At 73.3% G+C, this 15861-nt stretch carries 14 protein-coding genes; 7 read left to right on the top strand and 7 right to left on the bottom strand.

Annotation, left to right across the window (positions count from 1 at the left end; genetic code table 11):
- Positions 1-92 precede the first annotated feature (92 nt).
- The gene (locus AB0K37_RS20600) at positions 93-263 is read right to left on the bottom strand and encodes an FXSXX-COOH protein (RefSeq protein WP_345179226.1); all 171 of its coding nucleotides are present in this window, start codon (positions 261-263) and stop codon (positions 93-95) included.
- A gap of 326 nt (positions 264-589) precedes the next feature.
- Between AB0K37_RS20600 and fxsT the strand changes: the two genes are divergently transcribed.
- Entirely contained in the window at positions 590-3100 is a 2511-nt protein-coding gene (gene fxsT, locus AB0K37_RS20595) for an FxSxx-COOH system tetratricopeptide repeat protein (protein ID WP_363983347.1), read from the top strand.
- On the opposite strand, the gene AB0K37_RS20590 is transcribed toward fxsT, so the two are convergent.
- From AB0K37_RS20590 to AB0K37_RS20580, 3 genes are all read right to left on the bottom strand, one after another.
- Positions 3097-4407 (bottom strand): HEXXH motif domain-containing protein, encoded by a 1311-nt coding sequence (locus AB0K37_RS20590; RefSeq protein WP_363983344.1) that lies wholly within the window; start codon positions 4405-4407, stop codon positions 3097-3099. The genes fxsT and AB0K37_RS20590 overlap by 4 nt on opposite strands.
- Entirely contained in the window at positions 4404-5651 is a 1248-nt protein-coding gene (locus AB0K37_RS20585) for an FxsB family cyclophane-forming radical SAM/SPASM peptide maturase (RefSeq protein WP_363983341.1), read from the bottom strand. The genes AB0K37_RS20590 and AB0K37_RS20585 overlap by 4 nt, the downstream gene beginning before the upstream one ends.
- Positions 5652-5764: 113 nt before the next feature.
- Positions 5765-6961 (bottom strand): helix-turn-helix domain-containing protein, encoded by a 1197-nt coding sequence (locus tag AB0K37_RS20580; RefSeq protein ID WP_363983338.1) that lies wholly within the window; start codon positions 6959-6961, stop codon positions 5765-5767.
- A gap of 98 nt (positions 6962-7059) precedes the next feature.
- Between AB0K37_RS20580 and AB0K37_RS20575 the strand changes: the two genes are divergently transcribed.
- Complete coding sequence (locus AB0K37_RS20575; RefSeq protein WP_363983336.1) at positions 7060-7986, top strand: SGNH/GDSL hydrolase family protein; 927 nt, start codon at positions 7060-7062, stop codon at positions 7984-7986.
- A 79-nt stretch (positions 7987-8065) separates the two neighbouring features.
- On the top strand, positions 8066-8866 hold the full coding sequence (locus AB0K37_RS20570; RefSeq protein WP_363983333.1) for a maleylpyruvate isomerase family mycothiol-dependent enzyme: 801 nt from the start codon (positions 8066-8068) through the stop codon (positions 8864-8866).
- Between the two features lie 26 nt (positions 8867-8892).
- Here AB0K37_RS20570 and AB0K37_RS20565 read toward each other — a convergent pair whose 3' ends face one another.
- Complete coding sequence (locus tag AB0K37_RS20565) at positions 8893-9387, bottom strand: nuclear transport factor 2 family protein (RefSeq protein WP_363983330.1); 495 nt, start codon at positions 9385-9387, stop codon at positions 8893-8895.
- Complete coding sequence (locus tag AB0K37_RS20560) at positions 9384-10256, bottom strand: TIGR03619 family F420-dependent LLM class oxidoreductase (protein WP_363983327.1); 873 nt, start codon at positions 10254-10256, stop codon at positions 9384-9386. Before AB0K37_RS20560 ends, AB0K37_RS20565 begins: the two co-directional genes overlap by 4 nt.
- Positions 10257-10435: 179 nt before the next feature.
- Here AB0K37_RS20560 and AB0K37_RS20555 point away from each other — a divergent pair, with 179 nt between their 5' ends.
- Positions 10436-11380: an IclR family transcriptional regulator gene (locus AB0K37_RS20555; protein WP_363983324.1), complete on the top strand. Its 945-nt coding sequence runs from the start codon at positions 10436-10438 to the stop codon at positions 11378-11380.
- 19 nt (positions 11381-11399) lie between these two features.
- Here the strand turns inward: AB0K37_RS20555 and AB0K37_RS20550 are convergent, their stop codons facing one another.
- Positions 11400-11990 (bottom strand): flavin reductase family protein, encoded by a 591-nt coding sequence (locus AB0K37_RS20550; protein ID WP_345179246.1) that lies wholly within the window; start codon positions 11988-11990, stop codon positions 11400-11402.
- A gap of 284 nt (positions 11991-12274) precedes the next feature.
- Between AB0K37_RS20550 and AB0K37_RS20545 the strand changes: the two genes are divergently transcribed.
- From AB0K37_RS20545 to AB0K37_RS20535, 3 genes are read left to right on the top strand one after another with little or no spacing between them, the layout of a single operon-like run.
- Positions 12275-13144 (top strand): alpha/beta fold hydrolase, encoded by an 870-nt coding sequence (locus tag AB0K37_RS20545; RefSeq protein ID WP_363983321.1) that lies wholly within the window; start codon positions 12275-12277, stop codon positions 13142-13144.
- Positions 13141-14817 carry an FAD-binding protein gene (locus AB0K37_RS20540; RefSeq protein WP_363983318.1) on the top strand — a complete coding sequence of 559 codons (1677 nt, stop codon included), beginning with the start codon at positions 13141-13143 and terminating at the stop codon, positions 14815-14817. Before AB0K37_RS20545 ends, AB0K37_RS20540 begins: the two co-directional genes overlap by 4 nt.
- Positions 14814-15839, top strand: a complete 1026-nt coding sequence (locus AB0K37_RS20535) for a ferredoxin--NADP reductase (RefSeq protein WP_363983315.1) — start codon at positions 14814-14816, stop codon at positions 15837-15839. Before AB0K37_RS20540 ends, AB0K37_RS20535 begins: the two co-directional genes overlap by 4 nt.
- Positions 15840-15861: the final 22 nt, after the last annotated feature.

Raw genomic sequence — 15861 nt, 5'->3', positions numbered from 1 at the left:
TACGAGGTCGGATCCGGGTCCTGGACGTTCAACGTCCGCACGCCCGAGGCCGTGCCCCGCGCCGGAGACGCCGCGGGGCCGGCGGCCGTGGGTCAGCCGAGCTTGCTCTCGAAGCCGGCGGAGGCGATCTCTCCGCGGCTGGGGTCGAGGATCTCGCGCAGGGCCAGTTCGATGGCCGACTCGCCGAGCACGTCGTCGAGTTCGCGGAGCGAGAGTCCGGACACGTCGATCAGGTCGCCGTGGAGAGCGGGTTCCTGCTGCATGGATTCTCCTCGGGCGGGTCACGCCGCCTGGCGGGTGGCAGGCGCACAGTACAGGGTTGTCCGTGCATGGGCGGCTGATTTCAATGATTACAGAAGAATCCTGCTTTGGCCATGCCGCTCCCGGCCGCCGTCGCGCTTTTATAGTGCAGTCAGAACGGGCGAATTGGCCGGACCGAAAAGAGGGATCGCAGAAACGGGTGCGGTCCGGATCTGTGACGCGTGACCTATTCCCCCCCTGACTGAATTGGGATAATACGGTAGCTAAGTGCGCATGCCGGCGAAGCGCTCTGGCCATGTGGTGATCGGCGAAATGCGGAGGTGGACGCGTGTCGCTCCCGGAGACGGCCCCGGCGGTCTGGGGCAAGATCCCGCCGCGGAACAAGAACTTCACGGGACGCGAGGAGCTGCTCACCAAGCTGAAGGCGGGCATCTCCGGCCAGGTCACCGCCGTGCTCCCGCACGCCCTGCACGGGCTCGGCGGCGTGGGCAAGACCCAGATGGCGGTGGAGTTCGCGCACCGGTTCTCCGTCGACTACGACGTGGTGTGGTGGGTTCCGGCCGACCAGCCGTCCCTGGTGCGGCCGGCGCTGGCGGCGCTGGCGCCCAAGCTCGGCCTGACCTCCGCCACGGCCCGGGGCGTCGAGGACGCGGCCAACGACGTCCTCGAGGCGCTGCGCCGCGGGGAGCCGTACCGCCGCTGGCTGCTCATCTTCGACAACGCCGACCAGCCCGAGGACCTCCAGGACCTGCTGCCCCAGGGCCAGGGGCAGGGGCACGTCCTGGTCACCTCGCGCAACCCGCGGTGGGAGGGCGTCGGCCACACCGTCCAGGTCAACGTGTTCAGCCGCGACGAGAGCGTCGCGTTCCTCAACAAGCGCGTCCCGCGCGCGATCGGCGAGGAGGACGCGAACCGCCTCGCCCACGAGCTCGGGGACCTGCCGCTCGCCCTGGAGCAGGCCGGGGCGTTGCAGGCCGAGACGGGCATGTCCGTCACGGAGTACCTGCGGCTGCTCGACGAGTGCACCAGCCAGCTGCTGGCCGAGGGCAAGCCGACCGAGTACCCGGTGTCGATGACGGCGGCGTGGCGGCTGTCGGTGAACAGCCTGGCCGAGAAGGTGCCCGAAGCCGTCGAGCTCCTGCGGTGCTGCGCGTTCTTCGGCCCCGAGCCGATCCCGCGCGAGGTGTTCTCCCGGACCCCGCCCGGGATCAGCCAGCCGCTGGCCGGGCTGCTGCGCAACCCGATCCGGCTCGCGCGGGCCTTCGGGGAGGTCAACCGGTACGCGCTGGCGAAGATCGACGCGCCGAGCCGGACCGTCCAGGTGCACCGGCTGATCCAGGCGCTGCTGCGCGACGAGCTGAGCCCGGCGGAGCAGGCGCGCTTCCGCGGCGAGGTGCACATGCTCCTCGTGGCCGCGACGCCCCCCGAGGACGCGGAGTCGCCGGCGAGCTGGCGCCGCTACTCGGAGCTGATCGGCCACGTGGAGCCCGCCGCCGTCGCCGAGAGCACCGACCCCGAGGTCCGCAAGTTCGCCCTCAACATCGTCCGCTACCTGCGGCTGTCCGGCGACTACGCGTTCGCGCAGCACCTGATCGAACGCGTCCTCGACCAGTGGGCGGCCGACTCTGGGGAGGACGACATCGACCTCCTGGAGGGCAAGCGCCAGTTCGGCAACATCCTGCGGGACCTCGGGGAGTACGGCGCCGCCTACGAGTCGAACCTGAAGGCCATGGAGCGGACGGAGGCTCTGGTCGGCCCCAAGCACCGGATGACTCTGCAGCTGCTGAACTCGCTCGGCGCCGACCTGCGGGCGCGCGGGGACTTCTCGGACGCCCGGGACCACGACCTGCGCTCCCTGGAACGGCACATGGAGGCGTTCGGCGAGTCGGCGCCCGACACGCTGCGGGTGATGCACAACCTGGCGCTCGACCACGGGCTGAACAGCGACTACATCAAGTCGAAGGAGCTCCACGAGACCGTCTGCCTGAGGTTCGGGGACGTCGCCCGGGGCACCGCGGTCAACGTCAGCAACGCGCTCGGGGGCCTGGCGCGCGCGGTGCGCCTCTGCGGCGAGTACTCCGAGGCATGCGATCTGGGTGAGGACGCCTACGCCAAGTGCGTCGACGAACTCGGCGCCGAGCACCCGCTGACGCTGCGCGTGGCCAAGGACCTCTCCATCGCGCTGCGCCGGGCGGGCGAGCTGGACAGGGCCCTGGAAGTGGCGCAGGAGGTCAACGCGCGCTCCGTGCGGCTGTTCGGGCTGGACCACCCCGACACCCTGGCCGCGGCGATGTGCCTGGCCAACGGACAGCGCTGCACGGGCGACCTGAAATCGGCCCTGGAACTCGCGGCCGACACCGTCGTCCGCTACCCGAAGGCCTACGGGCCCGAGCACCCCTACAACCACGGCTGCGGCGGGAACCTGGCGCTGCTGCACCGGGTGTGCGGCGACGCGGTGACCGCGCGGGTGTCCAACGAGAAGGCGCTGGCCGGGCTGGAGGTCAAGCTCGGGCGCGACCACCACTACTCCCTCACCGTGGCCACCAACCTGGCCAGTGACCTGCTCGCGCTCGGCGAGGTCGAGTCGGCGTGCAGGCTCGGCCGGGGGACGCTGCGGCGGCTGCGCGCGACGATCGGGGACGAGCATCCGATGACCCTGGCCTGCGCCGCGAACCTCGCGGTCTCGCTGCGGGAGCTCGGCGAGGTGGAAGAGGCGGACAGGGTGCACGAGGAGACGATGAGCGCCTACGCCAGGACGCTCGGCTTGGAGCACCCGGACGCCGTCGTCGCGGGGGAGTGGCGGAACCTCGACTGCGACTTCGACCCGCCGCCGATCTAGCCGGCGCCGGAGGGCGAGGGGTGTCCGGGGTTGCGGCGGCGCCAGGCGGTCAGGTGCCGTCCCGCGGCCTCCCCGCCGCGGCGCAGGGCCTCGGAGGGGACGGGCTCGTCCAGCCAGGCCCGGACGGTCCGGCCCATCTCGCCGACGAACACCTCGCCCTCGGGAGTGAGCCTCCCGCTGGAGGCGAGGGTGCGGATCACGAGGTCCGTGGCGGCGCGCCAGCGCGCGAAGTCGCTCTCGGCCTCCAGTGCGGCCGCACCCGTCTCGTGCCGGCGCTGGTCCCGCCAGAACCTGGCGATGCCGAGGTGGGCGTAGGCGCCCTGCAGGAGCCCGGCGACGGGTCGTGGATCCTCCCGCCAGGGCGCGTAGTAGGTGGTGCCGTCGTCGGGTTCGGTGAGGTGGACGGCGTCCAGAAGCCCGGTGAGCTTGGTGTGCTGGACCTCATGGGCCAGCGTGAGCGCGAGGAAGCGGGCGTCGGGCGGGCTGGACAGGCCGATGCCGCCGAAGGCGTGCCTGGGCGTCGCGCTGGACTGCCCCTGTGCCGGCGCGACGAGCGGGGTCAGGACGGAGACGAAGGCCGCGACGTCCTCCGCGACGCCCGGGTGGCGCTCGACCAGGATGCGCCAGGCGCCGTGCAGGACCGACTGCCAGTGGTCGAGTTCGGTGGCGCTCAGGCGGTGCGGAAGGCGCTCGGCTCCGGGCATGCGGTCCGGGTCGTGGTCGTCGAGCAGGAAGCCGACGCGCGCGCCGCGGTGTTCGGCGGCCAGCCTCCGCAGGGCCTCCCAGCCGGGCGCGTCCCGGTGGACGTCGGCCGGCAGCCCGATCCGCAGGCCCTCGGCGACGACCTCCGCCCCGCCCGGTCCGGACCGGACGATCGCGCTCCTCCGGCCGGGGACGAGAGCGCGTCCCAGCCCGGGAAGGACGATCGTCCCCGAGCGCGCCGGCACCTCGATCTCGCAGGGAAGGCCCGCCTTGACCGCCGCCCCGGCGGCGAGGGCGGCGAGGCCGGCCGGGGCGGCGCCGCCTTCCGCGCCGGACGGGCCGGCGAGAGCGCGCCTGGCCCATTCGCCGACGGTCGGATACCGCAGCACGGCCTCGGCCGCCTGCGGGGCCCTCTGCTGGACGCGCCCGAGCACGTCGTAGGCCTCGGCGGCCTGGGGCCCGCCCGCGTCGCGCACGCCCCGGAGCAGCAGGAGGCGCTTGCTGTACTGGGCCCTGTGGAGGAGTTCGACCGCGGCCGGGCCGCCCTCGCCCGCGGCGAGCGCCAGGAAGACCTTCTCGGGGATCCGGTGGACGCCCGGGCTCATCCGGTTCCCTCCTGGGACGACACCTTCCGCCTGTACGCCTCGACGTCCTGCGCGACCGCGTCCCGCACATGGGTGACCAGGCGGAAGAGGTCGCGGCAGTAGACGGACGGGTTGGCGAAGCCGGTGCCGGAGCGGTACCGGTGGGTGTAGAGACCGCCGCCGCAGACGCGGTGGACGGGGCAGGCCGCGCACGCGTCGGCGAGCGCCCGGTGGCCGATCTGGCGCGCGGCCATCGCGGGGAGCATCAGGGCGGCGTCGAAGGTGTCCCTGCCCACGTGCAGTTCGGTGTGCGCGGCGCCCTCGTAGGCGGACTTGAGCGTGTCGACCTGCTCGATGGAGCCGTCGGTCTCCACCACGGCGACCGCGACCGGCGACAGCCCGATCGTCTCGCAGTGCGAGGGGCGGCCGAGCAGCAGCCGGATGATCTCGCTGAACAGCCGGACGCGGGTCTCCCGCACCGGGGTGCGGTACCAGCGTTCGAAGATCGCGACGAGCCAGTCGCCGTACGGCGTCGCGTCGTCGTCGCCGCGGCCCGGAGGCGGGGTGTCCCAGTTGCCGTGCGGAAGCAGGAAGTCCACGGCCGGGGGGCGGTGGGCGACGAGCGCCTCGTAGGTGGCGACGGGGTCGTTGCGCAGGTCGATCGTGCTCAGCAGGCCGCTGAACAGCCGCCGGTACGCGGGCGACGTCAGCCGGCGCAGGCCGCTCGTGACGTCCTCGTGGCTCCCCCTGCCGTTGGCGCGGCGGCGGTGGCGGTCGTGGCCGTGCTCGTCGCCGTCCAGGCTGACGCTCGCGAATATGTCGAGTTCGTCGAAGAGTTTCAGGTAGACCGAATCAAGGAGGACGCCATTGGTCTGCAAGTGGAAACTCACCGACGTCCGGGAATCCACGGCCGAATTGACCGCCTCGACCGCGTAGCGGATGTGCTCGGGGCCGGCGAGCAACGGTTCTCCGCCGTGCAGGACGACGCCGATCCGGGACAGGTCATTGGAGCGCGCGTGCTCGGCGATGCGGGCGGCCGTGCGGTCCAGGGTGGCCCGCGACATGCGGCGCGGCTGGCGCCGCCAGCTCTGGTCCGCCATCTCGTACATGTAGCAGTAGTCGCAGGCCAGGTTGCATCTGCTGTGGATTTTCAGGACGAACTCGCGGAACGGAGTCGGCCGCCACCCCTGCTCCAGCAGGCTCTGGACGCTCAGCGTGGCCGGCCATTCGTCTTCGGTGGACGTCCGGGCCGCACCCACGGTCACACCGATCAACTCCCAGCGGGGTTCGCACGCAAGTGGATCACGTTACCTTTATACATTTATATACGCATTATCATGATCACGGAATCGCGGTCCGGGATTGCTCCGGCGGTGGATCAGCGCAGGGAGCGGCGGGCTATCAGGGCGGCGTTCAGGAGCTGGAGGTCGCCGGGGCGGGCCGGGTCCAGGCCGGTGAGGGCGCTGATGCGGCGTATGCGGTAGGCGACCGTGTTCGGGTGGACGTGCAGGGCCGCGCCGGTCGCGCGGCGGTCCAGGTCGAGCGCCAGGTAGCGCTCCAGGGTGCGCAGCAGGTCGGGCCTGAGGTCCAGGGGCGCCAGCAGTTCGGCGAGCGCCGCGAGCGCGCCGCTCGGACGGCTCAGCTGGTAGTCCAGCAGGACGTCGGCGAGGCGGTACAGGCCGGGCGGGCGGCCCGCCCGGCGGACCAGGTCCATGATCTCGCCGGTCTGGGCGACGGCGGCCGGGACGCCCGCCGGGCCGGTGATCTCCGCGGCGGCCGTCACCTCGATGTCGGCGGCCTTCGCCGCGCCCGCGACCAGGTCGTGCAGGGTCTCCCATCCGGCGGAGAAGGGGAGCAGGGCCGTGCCTCCCGAGGCGTCCAGGGCGGTGAGGGCGGGCTCGTCGGCGACGGCGTCCAGCGCCGTCCGGACGCGGCGGATCTTGCGGCGGGCCGCGATCCGGGCGCGCTGGCCCGAGCCGGCCTCGTCCGGATGCGGGCCGAACGCCAGCGCCAGGACGGCGTAGCGGGGCGCCGGGCGGTGCCCCGCGGTGTCCCCCGCCAGCAGCGCGGTCATCAGGGCGTGCCGGCCGCCGTGCTCCTGGCTGTCGAGGATCTGCCGCACCTCCAGGTAGGCGGCGCTGACGGCGGAGGTCAGCAGCCGCTGGAAGTCCAGGAAGTAGCCGAGCGCCTCCTGGAAGGCGGGCAGGTCGTCCGGCTCGGCCCCGGCGGTCAGCTCCTCCCAGGCCATGGCCGCCCCGATCTGGTAGGCGGCGAGGATCGCGTCCAGCGGCACGCCCTCCTCGGCCCGCAGCGCCGCCGAGTCGCGCTGCCGGGCGAAGTCGGCCGCGCGGGCGGGCCGGCGCCGCTCCAGGACGTCCGCGAACTGCCGCAGGCTGTGCTGGACGATCCCGGCGACGTCCCCGGCGACCTCCTCCTGCGGCAGCTCGGCGTAGACGGGCAGCTCGGCGAGCAGCCGCGCCACCACGCGGCGGGTCAGCAGCGGCGCGCGGACCCGCAGATGGGCCGCCACCGGCCGGCCCGCCACGCGCAGCGCCGGCGTCTTGTCCCGCGTCACAACGGCTCCCGGAAGAGTCTGTTTTCGCGCCAATTGAACGGCGTGTCCAGATTCTGGACGATCACGGCGACATCGTCCATGACGCCGGGAGTCAGCTCATGAAGCGTCTGTTCAACGGCCGCCCGTCCACCGCCCGGGCCGTCAGGGGCCGAGTCACCGGGAACCGGGTCACCGGGAGCCGAGTCGTCAGGGGCACGGCCGGCGCGATCGTTCTGGCGGGGGCGGCCCTCGGCGGGACGGCCGTTCCCGCGGCGGCCGCCGCGGTGGAGTACGTCGCGCTCGGCGACTCGATGGCGTCCGGCCCGCTCATCCCGGACATCACCGGCCCGATCGGCTGCGGGCGCTCCACCCGCAACTACGCGCACGAGCTGGCCTCCCGCATGGGCGCCGCCCTCCGGGACGTCACCTGCAGCGGCGCCAAGACCACCCACATGACCCAGCCTCAGAGCACCAGTGTCGGCGGCGTCGACACCGGGACCGTCCCGCCGCAGCTCGACGCGCTCACCGCGTCCACGGCGCTCGTGACCCTCACCATCGGCGGCAACGACGTCGGCCTGGTCGGCATCGCCGAGGACTGCGCCACCCTCGACCCCACCGCCACCCCGTGCAAGGGCGAGTTCGAGGACCAGGTGGCCCAGCGCACCCGCGACTTCGGCCCGAAGCTGTCCGCCGTCCTGGACGGGATCCGCGCCCGCTCCCCGAAGGCCCGGATCGTCGTCACCGGCTACGGCCTCTACATCAAGCGGAACGGCTGCTGGCCCGTCCAGCCCGTGCTGCCCACGGACGCCAACTTCCTCCAGGGCTCCGTGAACGCCATGAACGACGTGATCCGCCAGCAGACGACGGCGCACGGCGGGACCTACATCGACCTGGTCACGCCCAGCGCCGGCCATGACGCGTGCCAGTCGGCGTCCCAGCGCTGGGTCGAGGGCTACGTCCCCGTCCACGCCGCCGCGCCCCTGCACCCGAACGCGGCGGGCGAGGCCGCGTACGCCGCCGTCATCGGCGGCGTCCTCGGTGCCTGAGCCCGCTGATGGCCCGTCCCGGCCAGACCCCCGGCCGGGACGGGCCGTAAGCTTCGTGGCGCCGACGGAGGGGCTGATCATGAACGAGCAGATGCGCGCCAACACCGCCGCCTACGAGCAGACGATCCGCTCGACGCTCGCGCTCGCCGGGACGCTGGGCGACGACGACTGGGACCGGCCGACCGAGTGTCCCGGCTGGACGGTCAAGGACCAGTTCTCCCACCTCGCCGGCGTGGAGCGCGACCTGCTCGGCGATCCCGCCCCGCCCGTCGAGCTGCCCGAGTTCGGGCACCTCCGCAACGACTTCGCCCGCTACACCGAGTTGGCGGTGCACGCGCGGCGGCCGGTCCCCGGCCCGCAGGTCGCGGCGGAACTGGCGGACGCGCTCGAACGCCGCCTCGTGCAGGTGGCCGGCGAGGACCCCGACCGCGTCCTGATGTGCCCGGACGGCAGGGAGGGCTCCTACACGCGGTTCATGAAGTTCCGCGCCATGGACTGCTGGACCCACGAGCAGGACATCCGCCGCGCGGTCGGCCGCCCCGGCAACCTCGACGCCCCGGCGGCGCGGTGCTTCTGGGAACTGCTGAGCCGCCCCCTCCCGCGCATCGTGGCGCGGGCGGCGAAGGGCGCGCCCGGTCGCAGCGCCGTCCTCACGATCTCCGGCCCGCCCGACTTCGAGGTCGCCGTCACGGTCGGCGAGGACGGCCGCGGCGCGTGGTCGGACGTCCCGGCGTCCCCCTCGGTGAGGATCGCCATGGACTGGGAGACCTACGTCCGGCTGGCCGCCGGACGCTGCACGGCGGGCGACGTCGCCGTCCGCGCCGAGGGCGACGGGGAGCTGGCCGGCGGGATCCTCGCCACCATGGGCGTCACCCCCTGAGCCGCCCCGCCCGGCCCGCGGGGCCCTCAGCGGTGCCGGACGGCGCCCGGGAAGTGGGAGGCGAGCAGGTCGGGGGACTCCTCGCGGCCGTCGAGGACGCGGTTGACGCGGGTCACGGCGCGCCAGCCGGACGGGGTGCGGCGCAGCCGCCAGTGGTTGGCGGTGGCGCGGCGCAGCACGAAGCCGTCCGGCCGCTTGACGATCATGAGGGTGTAGCCGACGGCGGTGGCCTCGTCCCCCGAGAGCGTGACGTGCGGCGGGCCGACGACGTGCGCGCAGCCGCCGGAGATCCACCGCTGGTGGTTCCCCGAGCGGACCATCGCCTCGATCTCCGGGTGCCCGGTCATCATCAGCTCGTCCACGTCGTAGACGCCGTCCGGCTCCCACAGCCCGGCGACCTCGGCCGCGCAGCCGCCGTCGACCAGCGGCCCGTAGGACAGGATCAGCCGGGTGATCTCCCGCTCGTCCTCCAGGGAGCGCAGCCGGTCTTCGAGGGCGGCCAGCCGGGCTTCGACGCTCACTCCTCCTCCCCGAAGACCAGGCCGTAGCCGGCGGCCAGCCCGCGCAGGGCGGCGAGCTGCTCGCAGTAGTGCTCCGCCGACTCCGACTCCATCCGGACGCCGGCGATCGTGGCGCCCGCCTCGCGCAGCCGGGCGAGCGCCGTCCCGGTCGCCTCCGGGGCGCCGATCGGGTCCAGCGGGCGCGACGGCGCGAGGACCACGTCGAAGCCGGGCGGCACGTCGGCGTCCGCGAGCATCTCCGCGAGCGTGCGCAGCGGCAGGCCGAACGGCACCCAGCCGTCGGCGTCCAGCGCGCGGCGCAGCGAGCGGCCCGAGCGGCCGCCGATCCACAGCGGGACGCGGTCCTGGACGGCGTGCGGCTCCACGACGAGCCCGGAGTAGGCGTAGTGCTCGCCGCGGTACTCCGGCGTGCGCCGCGACAGGGAGGCGCGCAGCGCCGCCAGCGCGTCGTCGGCGCGGGAGCCGCGGCCGGCGAACGGCGCGCCGAGCAGGTCGAACTCCTCCTCCAGGCTGCCGACGCCGAGGCCGAGCGTGAGCCGCCCGCCGCTGACCCGGTCGAGCGTGCCGTAGCGCTTGGCGATGGCGAGCGGGTGGTGGTAGCCGAGCACGAGCACCTGCGTGGCGAGCCGGATCCGGGACGTGCGGGCGGCGAGGTGGCCGAAGGTCGCGAGCGGGTCCCAGTAGACGCCGCCGCGCTGCTCGGCGGCCTCGGCCGGGACGGCGACGTGCTCGCTGCACGTCAGGTGGTGGTAGCCGAGCCGGTCGGCGGCCCCGGCGATCAGGGCGATCTCCTCGATGCCCGCGCCGCGCTCCCAGGCGGCGTGGCCGGGCGGCTGCGCCACCACCGGCGTGACGATCCCGACACGCATCGCTGCTCCCCTCGTTGGTGGAAAAACGTTCTATCACGATGGCCGGTCCGACCTGGGGCGCGATCCCACTGCCGGATGCTCCGGCTGACCTGGTCTTACTTCCCCTCTTCCGCTGATAGCAAGCGGTTGCTACATTCCAGGAAACAAGAATTCATTTCAGTCATGTTCTGGGAGGTGCGATGACCGAGGCCGCGATGCCGGAGGCAGCCACGCCGGAGGTCATGACCACGACGGAGGTCATGTCGGCCGCGCGCCGGGAGTCGCCGCCGTCGATGATCGAGCGGATGACGCTGATCCTCGACGCGTTCAACGGGCCGACCGCCCGGCTGACCCTGGAGGACGTCGCCCGCCGCACCCGGCTGCCGCGCTCCACCGCGCACCGCATCCTGGACCAGCTCGTCCGGCAGCGCTGGCTCGCGCACCACTCGTTCGGCTACGGGCTCGGCCAGCGCGCCCTCGGCCTCGGCGGGCAGGACGGCGGGCACGGCAAGATCCGCGAGGCCGCCGCGCCGCTGCTGCACGAGCTTCAGGTCACCACGGGGCTCGTCGCGCACCTGGCCGTCCTGGACGGCGCCGAGGTCTTCTACCTGGACAAGCTCGGCGGGCGGCTCGCCACCTCCGTCCCGTCGCGGGTCGGCGGCCGCGCCCCGGCGCACTGCACCGCGCTCGGCAAGGCGATGCTGGCGTGGCTGGAGCCCGAGCAGGTGGACGCGATGCTCGGCTCGGGCATCAGCCGCTTCACCAGCCGCACGATCGGCGAGCTCGGCACGCTCCACCAGGAGCTGCACCGCATCCGCCAGCGCCGCGGCCTGGCGTTCGAGCGCGGCGAGTCCTACCCCGGCATCGCCTGCGTCGCCGCGGCGATCCGCGGCGCGGAGGGGCCGGTCGCGGGGATCTCCCTGGTCGGCGACATCCGCACCCCGCTGGAGAACGTCGCGCCGCTGGTGGTCACCGCCGCCCGCGAGGCGTCGCAGATCCTGTTCCCCGGCTCGGCCCCCGGCCCCCGCGCGGGACGCCCCGGCGGGCGCACCCGGCGCGCCGTGCGGACCGGCGAGGAGACGAGCTGGTCGCCGGAGACGATGAACCGGCTGCTCGCCGTCGACGGGCGCGGCGACTGGATGTGACGGGCGGCCCGAGGTGACGTCAACCCCAGCCCCACCGGTCGCCGACCCCCCACGGGTCGGGCGCGATCGGCGCGTCGGGCTCACCGACGCCGAACCGGCTGCGGAAGAACACCATCGGGCGCCGCCACGCGCCGTCCACGACCTCGTGCCGGTCCACCGCCAGGACCCGCCCGATCACCACCTCGTGGTCGCCGGCCTCGTGCACGTCGTGCACGACGCAGTGGACCGCGAGCAGGACGTCCGGCAGGGCGGGGGCGCCCCACCGCGACTCCTCCCAGTCCAGCCCCTCGAACTTGGCGCCCCGGCTCGACCCGAAGCGCTCGCACAGCTCGCGCTGCTCCTCGCCGAGGACGTTCACGCAGAACCGTCCCGCCGAGCGGATCCGGGGCCACGACCGGCCGCGCTTGTCCGCGCAGAACAGGATGAGCGGCGGATCCAGCGACACCGACGCGAACGACTGGCAGGCGAAGCCGACCGGCTCGCCGCCGTCGAGGGCGGTGACCACGGTGACGCCCGTCGCGAACTCGGCCATGGCCTTGCGGAAGTCCGCCGGCTCCGGCGCGGCCGCGTCGGCGTCGTGCAGGGGCGTGAGCGCTGGCTCGGCTGGCATGTGTTCACCTCGGGGCTGCGAGCGGGCGGGCGTTCGAATCCACTATGCGACATTTCTACTAACGGGTACTCACCCGGCACCGGTCAAGGGGCCGCCGGTGAGCCCGAAGGTAGGCACGCCCCTCCGCGGCCACGCGCCCCGATCCCGATGAGTGGAAGCGTGCCGCGGGACGGGCCCGCCGAGCCGCCCTGAGACCCGCGTCCCGCTGATCGGGATCCACCGCCGGACCCCGCCGTCCCGCCGATTACGTTCCGGACAAGCCACCGTCGAAGGACTGGGAGATCATGCCTGCGGAGCTGACCTACGAGTCGACGTTGCGCGAGCTCGCCACCGACCAGGGCGTCCTGCGCTACCACGAGGCCGGTGAGGGCCCGCCGCTGCTGATGCTGCACGGCTCCGGTCCCGGCGTCACCGGCTGGCGCAACTACCGCGGCAACCTCGCCCGGTTCGCCGAGCACTTCCGCTGCCTGGTCCTGGAGTTCCCCGGCTTCGGGGTCAGCGACCCGACCGACGAGCACCCGATGATGGCCGCCGGCGGCGCCGTCGTCCGGTTCCTGGACGGCCTCGGCCTCGGCCAGGTCGACGTCGTCGGCAACTCCATGGGCGGCATCGTGGCGACGCAGGTGGCTCTGCGGCACCCCGAGCGCGTCCGGCGGCTGGTCACCATCGGCGGGATCGGCCGCAACGTCTTCAGCCCCGCGCCCGGCGAGGGGATCAGGCTGCTGGCCGAGTTCACCGACGACCCCACCCGCGAGGGCCTCGTCCGGTGGCTGAACTCGATGGTGTACGACCCGCGGATCGTCACCGAGGAGATGATCGAGGAGCGCTGGCGGCAGGCCACCGACCCCGACACCCTCGCCAGCGCGCGCCGCATGTACGGGTCGAAGGCGATGGCCGCCCGCGCGAAGGCGCTGGCGGCCTCCGACGAGCCGCCGTACTGGGCGATGCTCCACAGGCTCAAGGCCGAGACCCTGATCACCTGGGGCCGGGACGACCGGGTCAGCCCCGTCGACATGGTGCTCGTGCCGATGCGCACGATCCCGAACGTGCAGGTGAACATCTTCCCGAACTGCGGGCACTGGGTGATGATCGAGCAGAAGTCCGCCTGGGAGAGCGCCGTGCTGGCGTTCCTGACCCGGAAGGACGAGCGGTGAGCGGCTGGGACCACGAGTACGACCTCGTCATCGTCGGCAGCGGCGGCGGCGGGATGGCCGCGGCCCTGACCGCGCACGACGCCGGGCTCTCCGCGCTGATCGTGGAGAAGGGCAAGAAGTTCGGCGGCTCCACCGCGATCTCCGGCGGCGGCATCTGGATCCCCAACAACCCGACGCTGAAGGCGCGGGGCCACGACGACAGCCGCGAGTCGATCCGGCGCTACCTGGACCGGCTCACCGAGGGGCGCGTCCCGGCGGCGCGGCTGGACGCGTTCGTCGACAACGGGCCCGCCGCCATGGAGCTGCTCTGCCGGAGCAAGTGGATGAAGTTCTTCTGGACGAAGGGCTACGCCGACTACCACCCCGAGTACGAGGGCGGGCGCCCGCTCGGCCGGTCCATCGAGGCCAAGCCGTTCGACACCCGCAAGCTCGGCGACGACGAGCGGTACCAGCGGCCGAACAGCATGAAGGGCCCGCTCGGCCTGTGGATCACCGCGAAGGACTACCACGACCTCGCGATGGCCAAGCGCACCTGGACGGGCCGGCGGGCGTCGCTGGTCGCGGCGTGGCGCGTGTCGTCCAACATGGTCCGCCGCCGCCACATGGCGACCGGCGGCCGGGCGCTCGCCGCGCGGATGCGGATGGCGCTGAAGGACGCCGGGATCCCGCTCTGGCTGAAGACGCCCATGACCGAGCTCGTCGTCGAGGACGGCCGCGTCACCGGCGTCGTCGTCGAGCGCGACGGCGCGGCGCTGCGCATCCGCGGGCGGCGGGGCGTCCTGCTCGCGACGGGCGGCTTCGACCACAACCAGCAGATGCGCGACAAGTACCTCCCGAAGGGCGGCCAGGAGGACTTCGCGATGGGCGCCCGCGAGAACACCGGCGACGGCATCCGGGCCGGCGAGGGCGTCGGCGCCGCGCTCGACCTGATGGACGACGCGTGGTGGATGCCCGCCGTCCGGCACCCGGCGGGGGCGACGATCCCGCTGCTGTCGGAGCGGTGCATCCCGCGGTCGGTGATCGTGGGGCAGGACGGCAAGCGGTTCACCAACGAGTCGGCCCCGTACGTCAACTTCGTCCACGACCAGCTCGAAGGCGGGCACGTCCCCTGCTGGTTCGTGATGGACGCCAAGGCCCGGGCCCGGTACCCGTTCGCGCAGATCCTGCCGGGCGCGCCGATCCCCAAGGCGTTCTACGAGGCGGGCATCGCGTTCAAGGCGGACACGCTCGCCGAGCTGGCCGGCAAGATCGGCGTCCCGGCGGACGCGCTGGGCGAGACCGTCGAGGCGTTCAACCGGTACGCGCGCGAGGGCAAGGACCCCGAGTTCGGCCGCGGCGACTCCGCCTACGACCGCTACTACGGCGACCCGAACCTGAAGAACCCCAACCTGGACGTCATCGAGGGCGGCCCGTACCACGCGTTCCGGATGGAGGTGGGCGACCTCGGCACCAAGGGCGGCCTCGTCTCCGACGAGCACGCCCGCGTCCTGCGCGAGGACGGGTCGGTCATCGAGGGCCTGTACGTGACGGGCAACTCCTCGGCGTCGGTGATGGGCAACGAGTACGCGGGCCCGGGCGCCACCATCGGCCCGGCCATCGTGTTCGGCTACATCGCCGCCCGGCACGCCGCCGGGGCCAGAGGGGCCGCCGGGAAGGCCGCGGGACGCTCATGACGGCACTGAAGGCGCGGGTGGTGGAGGTCGTCCGGGAGACGGCCGACGCGCACTCGCTCGTCCTCGAACCCGTCGAGGGCGACCGGGCGCGGTTCGTCTACCGGCCCGGGCAGTTCCTCACCGTCCGGGTCCCGGCGGAGGGCGGCTGGGCCGCGCGCTGCTACTCGCTGTGCAGCTCGCCGCTCACCGGTGACCGCCCGAAGGTGACGGTCAAGCGGGTCGCGGGCGGCCTCGGGTCCAACTGGATCTGCGACAACGTCACGGCGGGCGACGTCCTGGAGGTGCTGCGCCCGGCGGGCACGTTCACGCCGCCCTCGCTCGACGAGGACCTGCTGCTCGTCGCGGGCGGCAGCGGCATCACCCCGGTCATGTCGATCCTCAAGTCGTGCCTGGCGGCCGGCTCGGCGAAGGTGGCGCTGCTGTACGCCAACCGGGACGAGCGGTCGGTCATCTTCGCCGACGAGCTGAGGGAGCTGACCGAGCGGCACCCGGACCGGCTCACCGTCGTCCACCTGCTGGAGTCGGTGCAGGGCCTGCCGACGGCCGCGGCCGTCCGCTCCCTGGCGGGCCCCTACGCGGGCCGCCCCGCGTACGTGTGCGGACCCGAGATCTTCATGGACCTGGTCTCCGAGACGCTCACCGGCCTCGGCGCGAAGGTGCACGCCGAGCGGTTCTTCTCGCTGGAGGGCGACCCGTTCGAGCAGCCCGACGACGCGCCGGAGCAGACGGAGGCGGAGGACGGCGACGCGGGCGAGATCGAGGTCGAGATGGACGGGGAGACCCGCACGGTGCCGTGGCGCGCGTCCGAGCGGCTTCTCGACGCGCTGCTGCGCGCCGGGGTCGACGCCCCGTTCTCCTGCCGGGAGGGGTCCTGCTCGGCCTGCGCCTGCGTGGCGCTGGAGGGCGAGGTCACCCTGGACGCCAACACGGTCCTCGACGAGCAGGATCTCGCCGACGGCCTCATCCTCGCCTGTCAGGCGAGGCCGGTCACCGACCGGCTGAAGATCACCTACGACGGCTGACGAAACATACTGGGAGACAGGC

This window comes from Actinomadura sp. NPDC049753 (genome assembly GCF_040674655.1).
Taxonomy (GTDB): domain Bacteria; phylum Actinomycetota; class Actinomycetes; order Streptosporangiales; family Streptosporangiaceae; genus Spirillospora; species Spirillospora verrucosospora.
Note: the sequence above shows the minus strand (reverse complement) of the source record. Positions and strands in the feature narration are given on the sequence as shown.

Coding starts and splice junctions, on each gene's coding strand:
- AB0K37_RS20570 (WP_363983333.1), top strand. CDS start 8,066: ATGAACGAGCAGATGCGCGCCAACACCGCCGCCTACGAGCAGACGATC.
- AB0K37_RS20560 (WP_363983327.1), bottom strand. CDS start 10,256: ATGCGTGTCGGGATCGTCACGCCGGTGGTGGCGCAGCCGCCCGGCCAC.
- AB0K37_RS20575 (WP_363983336.1), top strand. CDS start 7,060: ATGAAGCGTCTGTTCAACGGCCGCCCGTCCACCGCCCGGGCCGTCAGG.
- AB0K37_RS20535 (WP_363983315.1), top strand. CDS start 14,814: ATGACGGCACTGAAGGCGCGGGTGGTGGAGGTCGTCCGGGAGACGGCC.
- AB0K37_RS20555 (WP_363983324.1), top strand. CDS start 10,436: ATGACCGAGGCCGCGATGCCGGAGGCAGCCACGCCGGAGGTCATGACC.
- AB0K37_RS20600 (WP_345179226.1), bottom strand. CDS start 263: ATGCAGCAGGAACCCGCTCTCCACGGCGACCTGATCGACGTGTCCGGA.
- AB0K37_RS20550 (WP_345179246.1), bottom strand. CDS start 11,990: ATGCCAGCCGAGCCAGCGCTCACGCCCCTGCACGACGCCGACGCGGCC.
- AB0K37_RS20545 (WP_363983321.1), top strand. CDS start 12,275: ATGCCTGCGGAGCTGACCTACGAGTCGACGTTGCGCGAGCTCGCCACC.
- AB0K37_RS20590 (WP_363983344.1), bottom strand. CDS start 4,407: ATGAGCCCGGGCGTCCACCGGATCCCCGAGAAGGTCTTCCTGGCGCTC.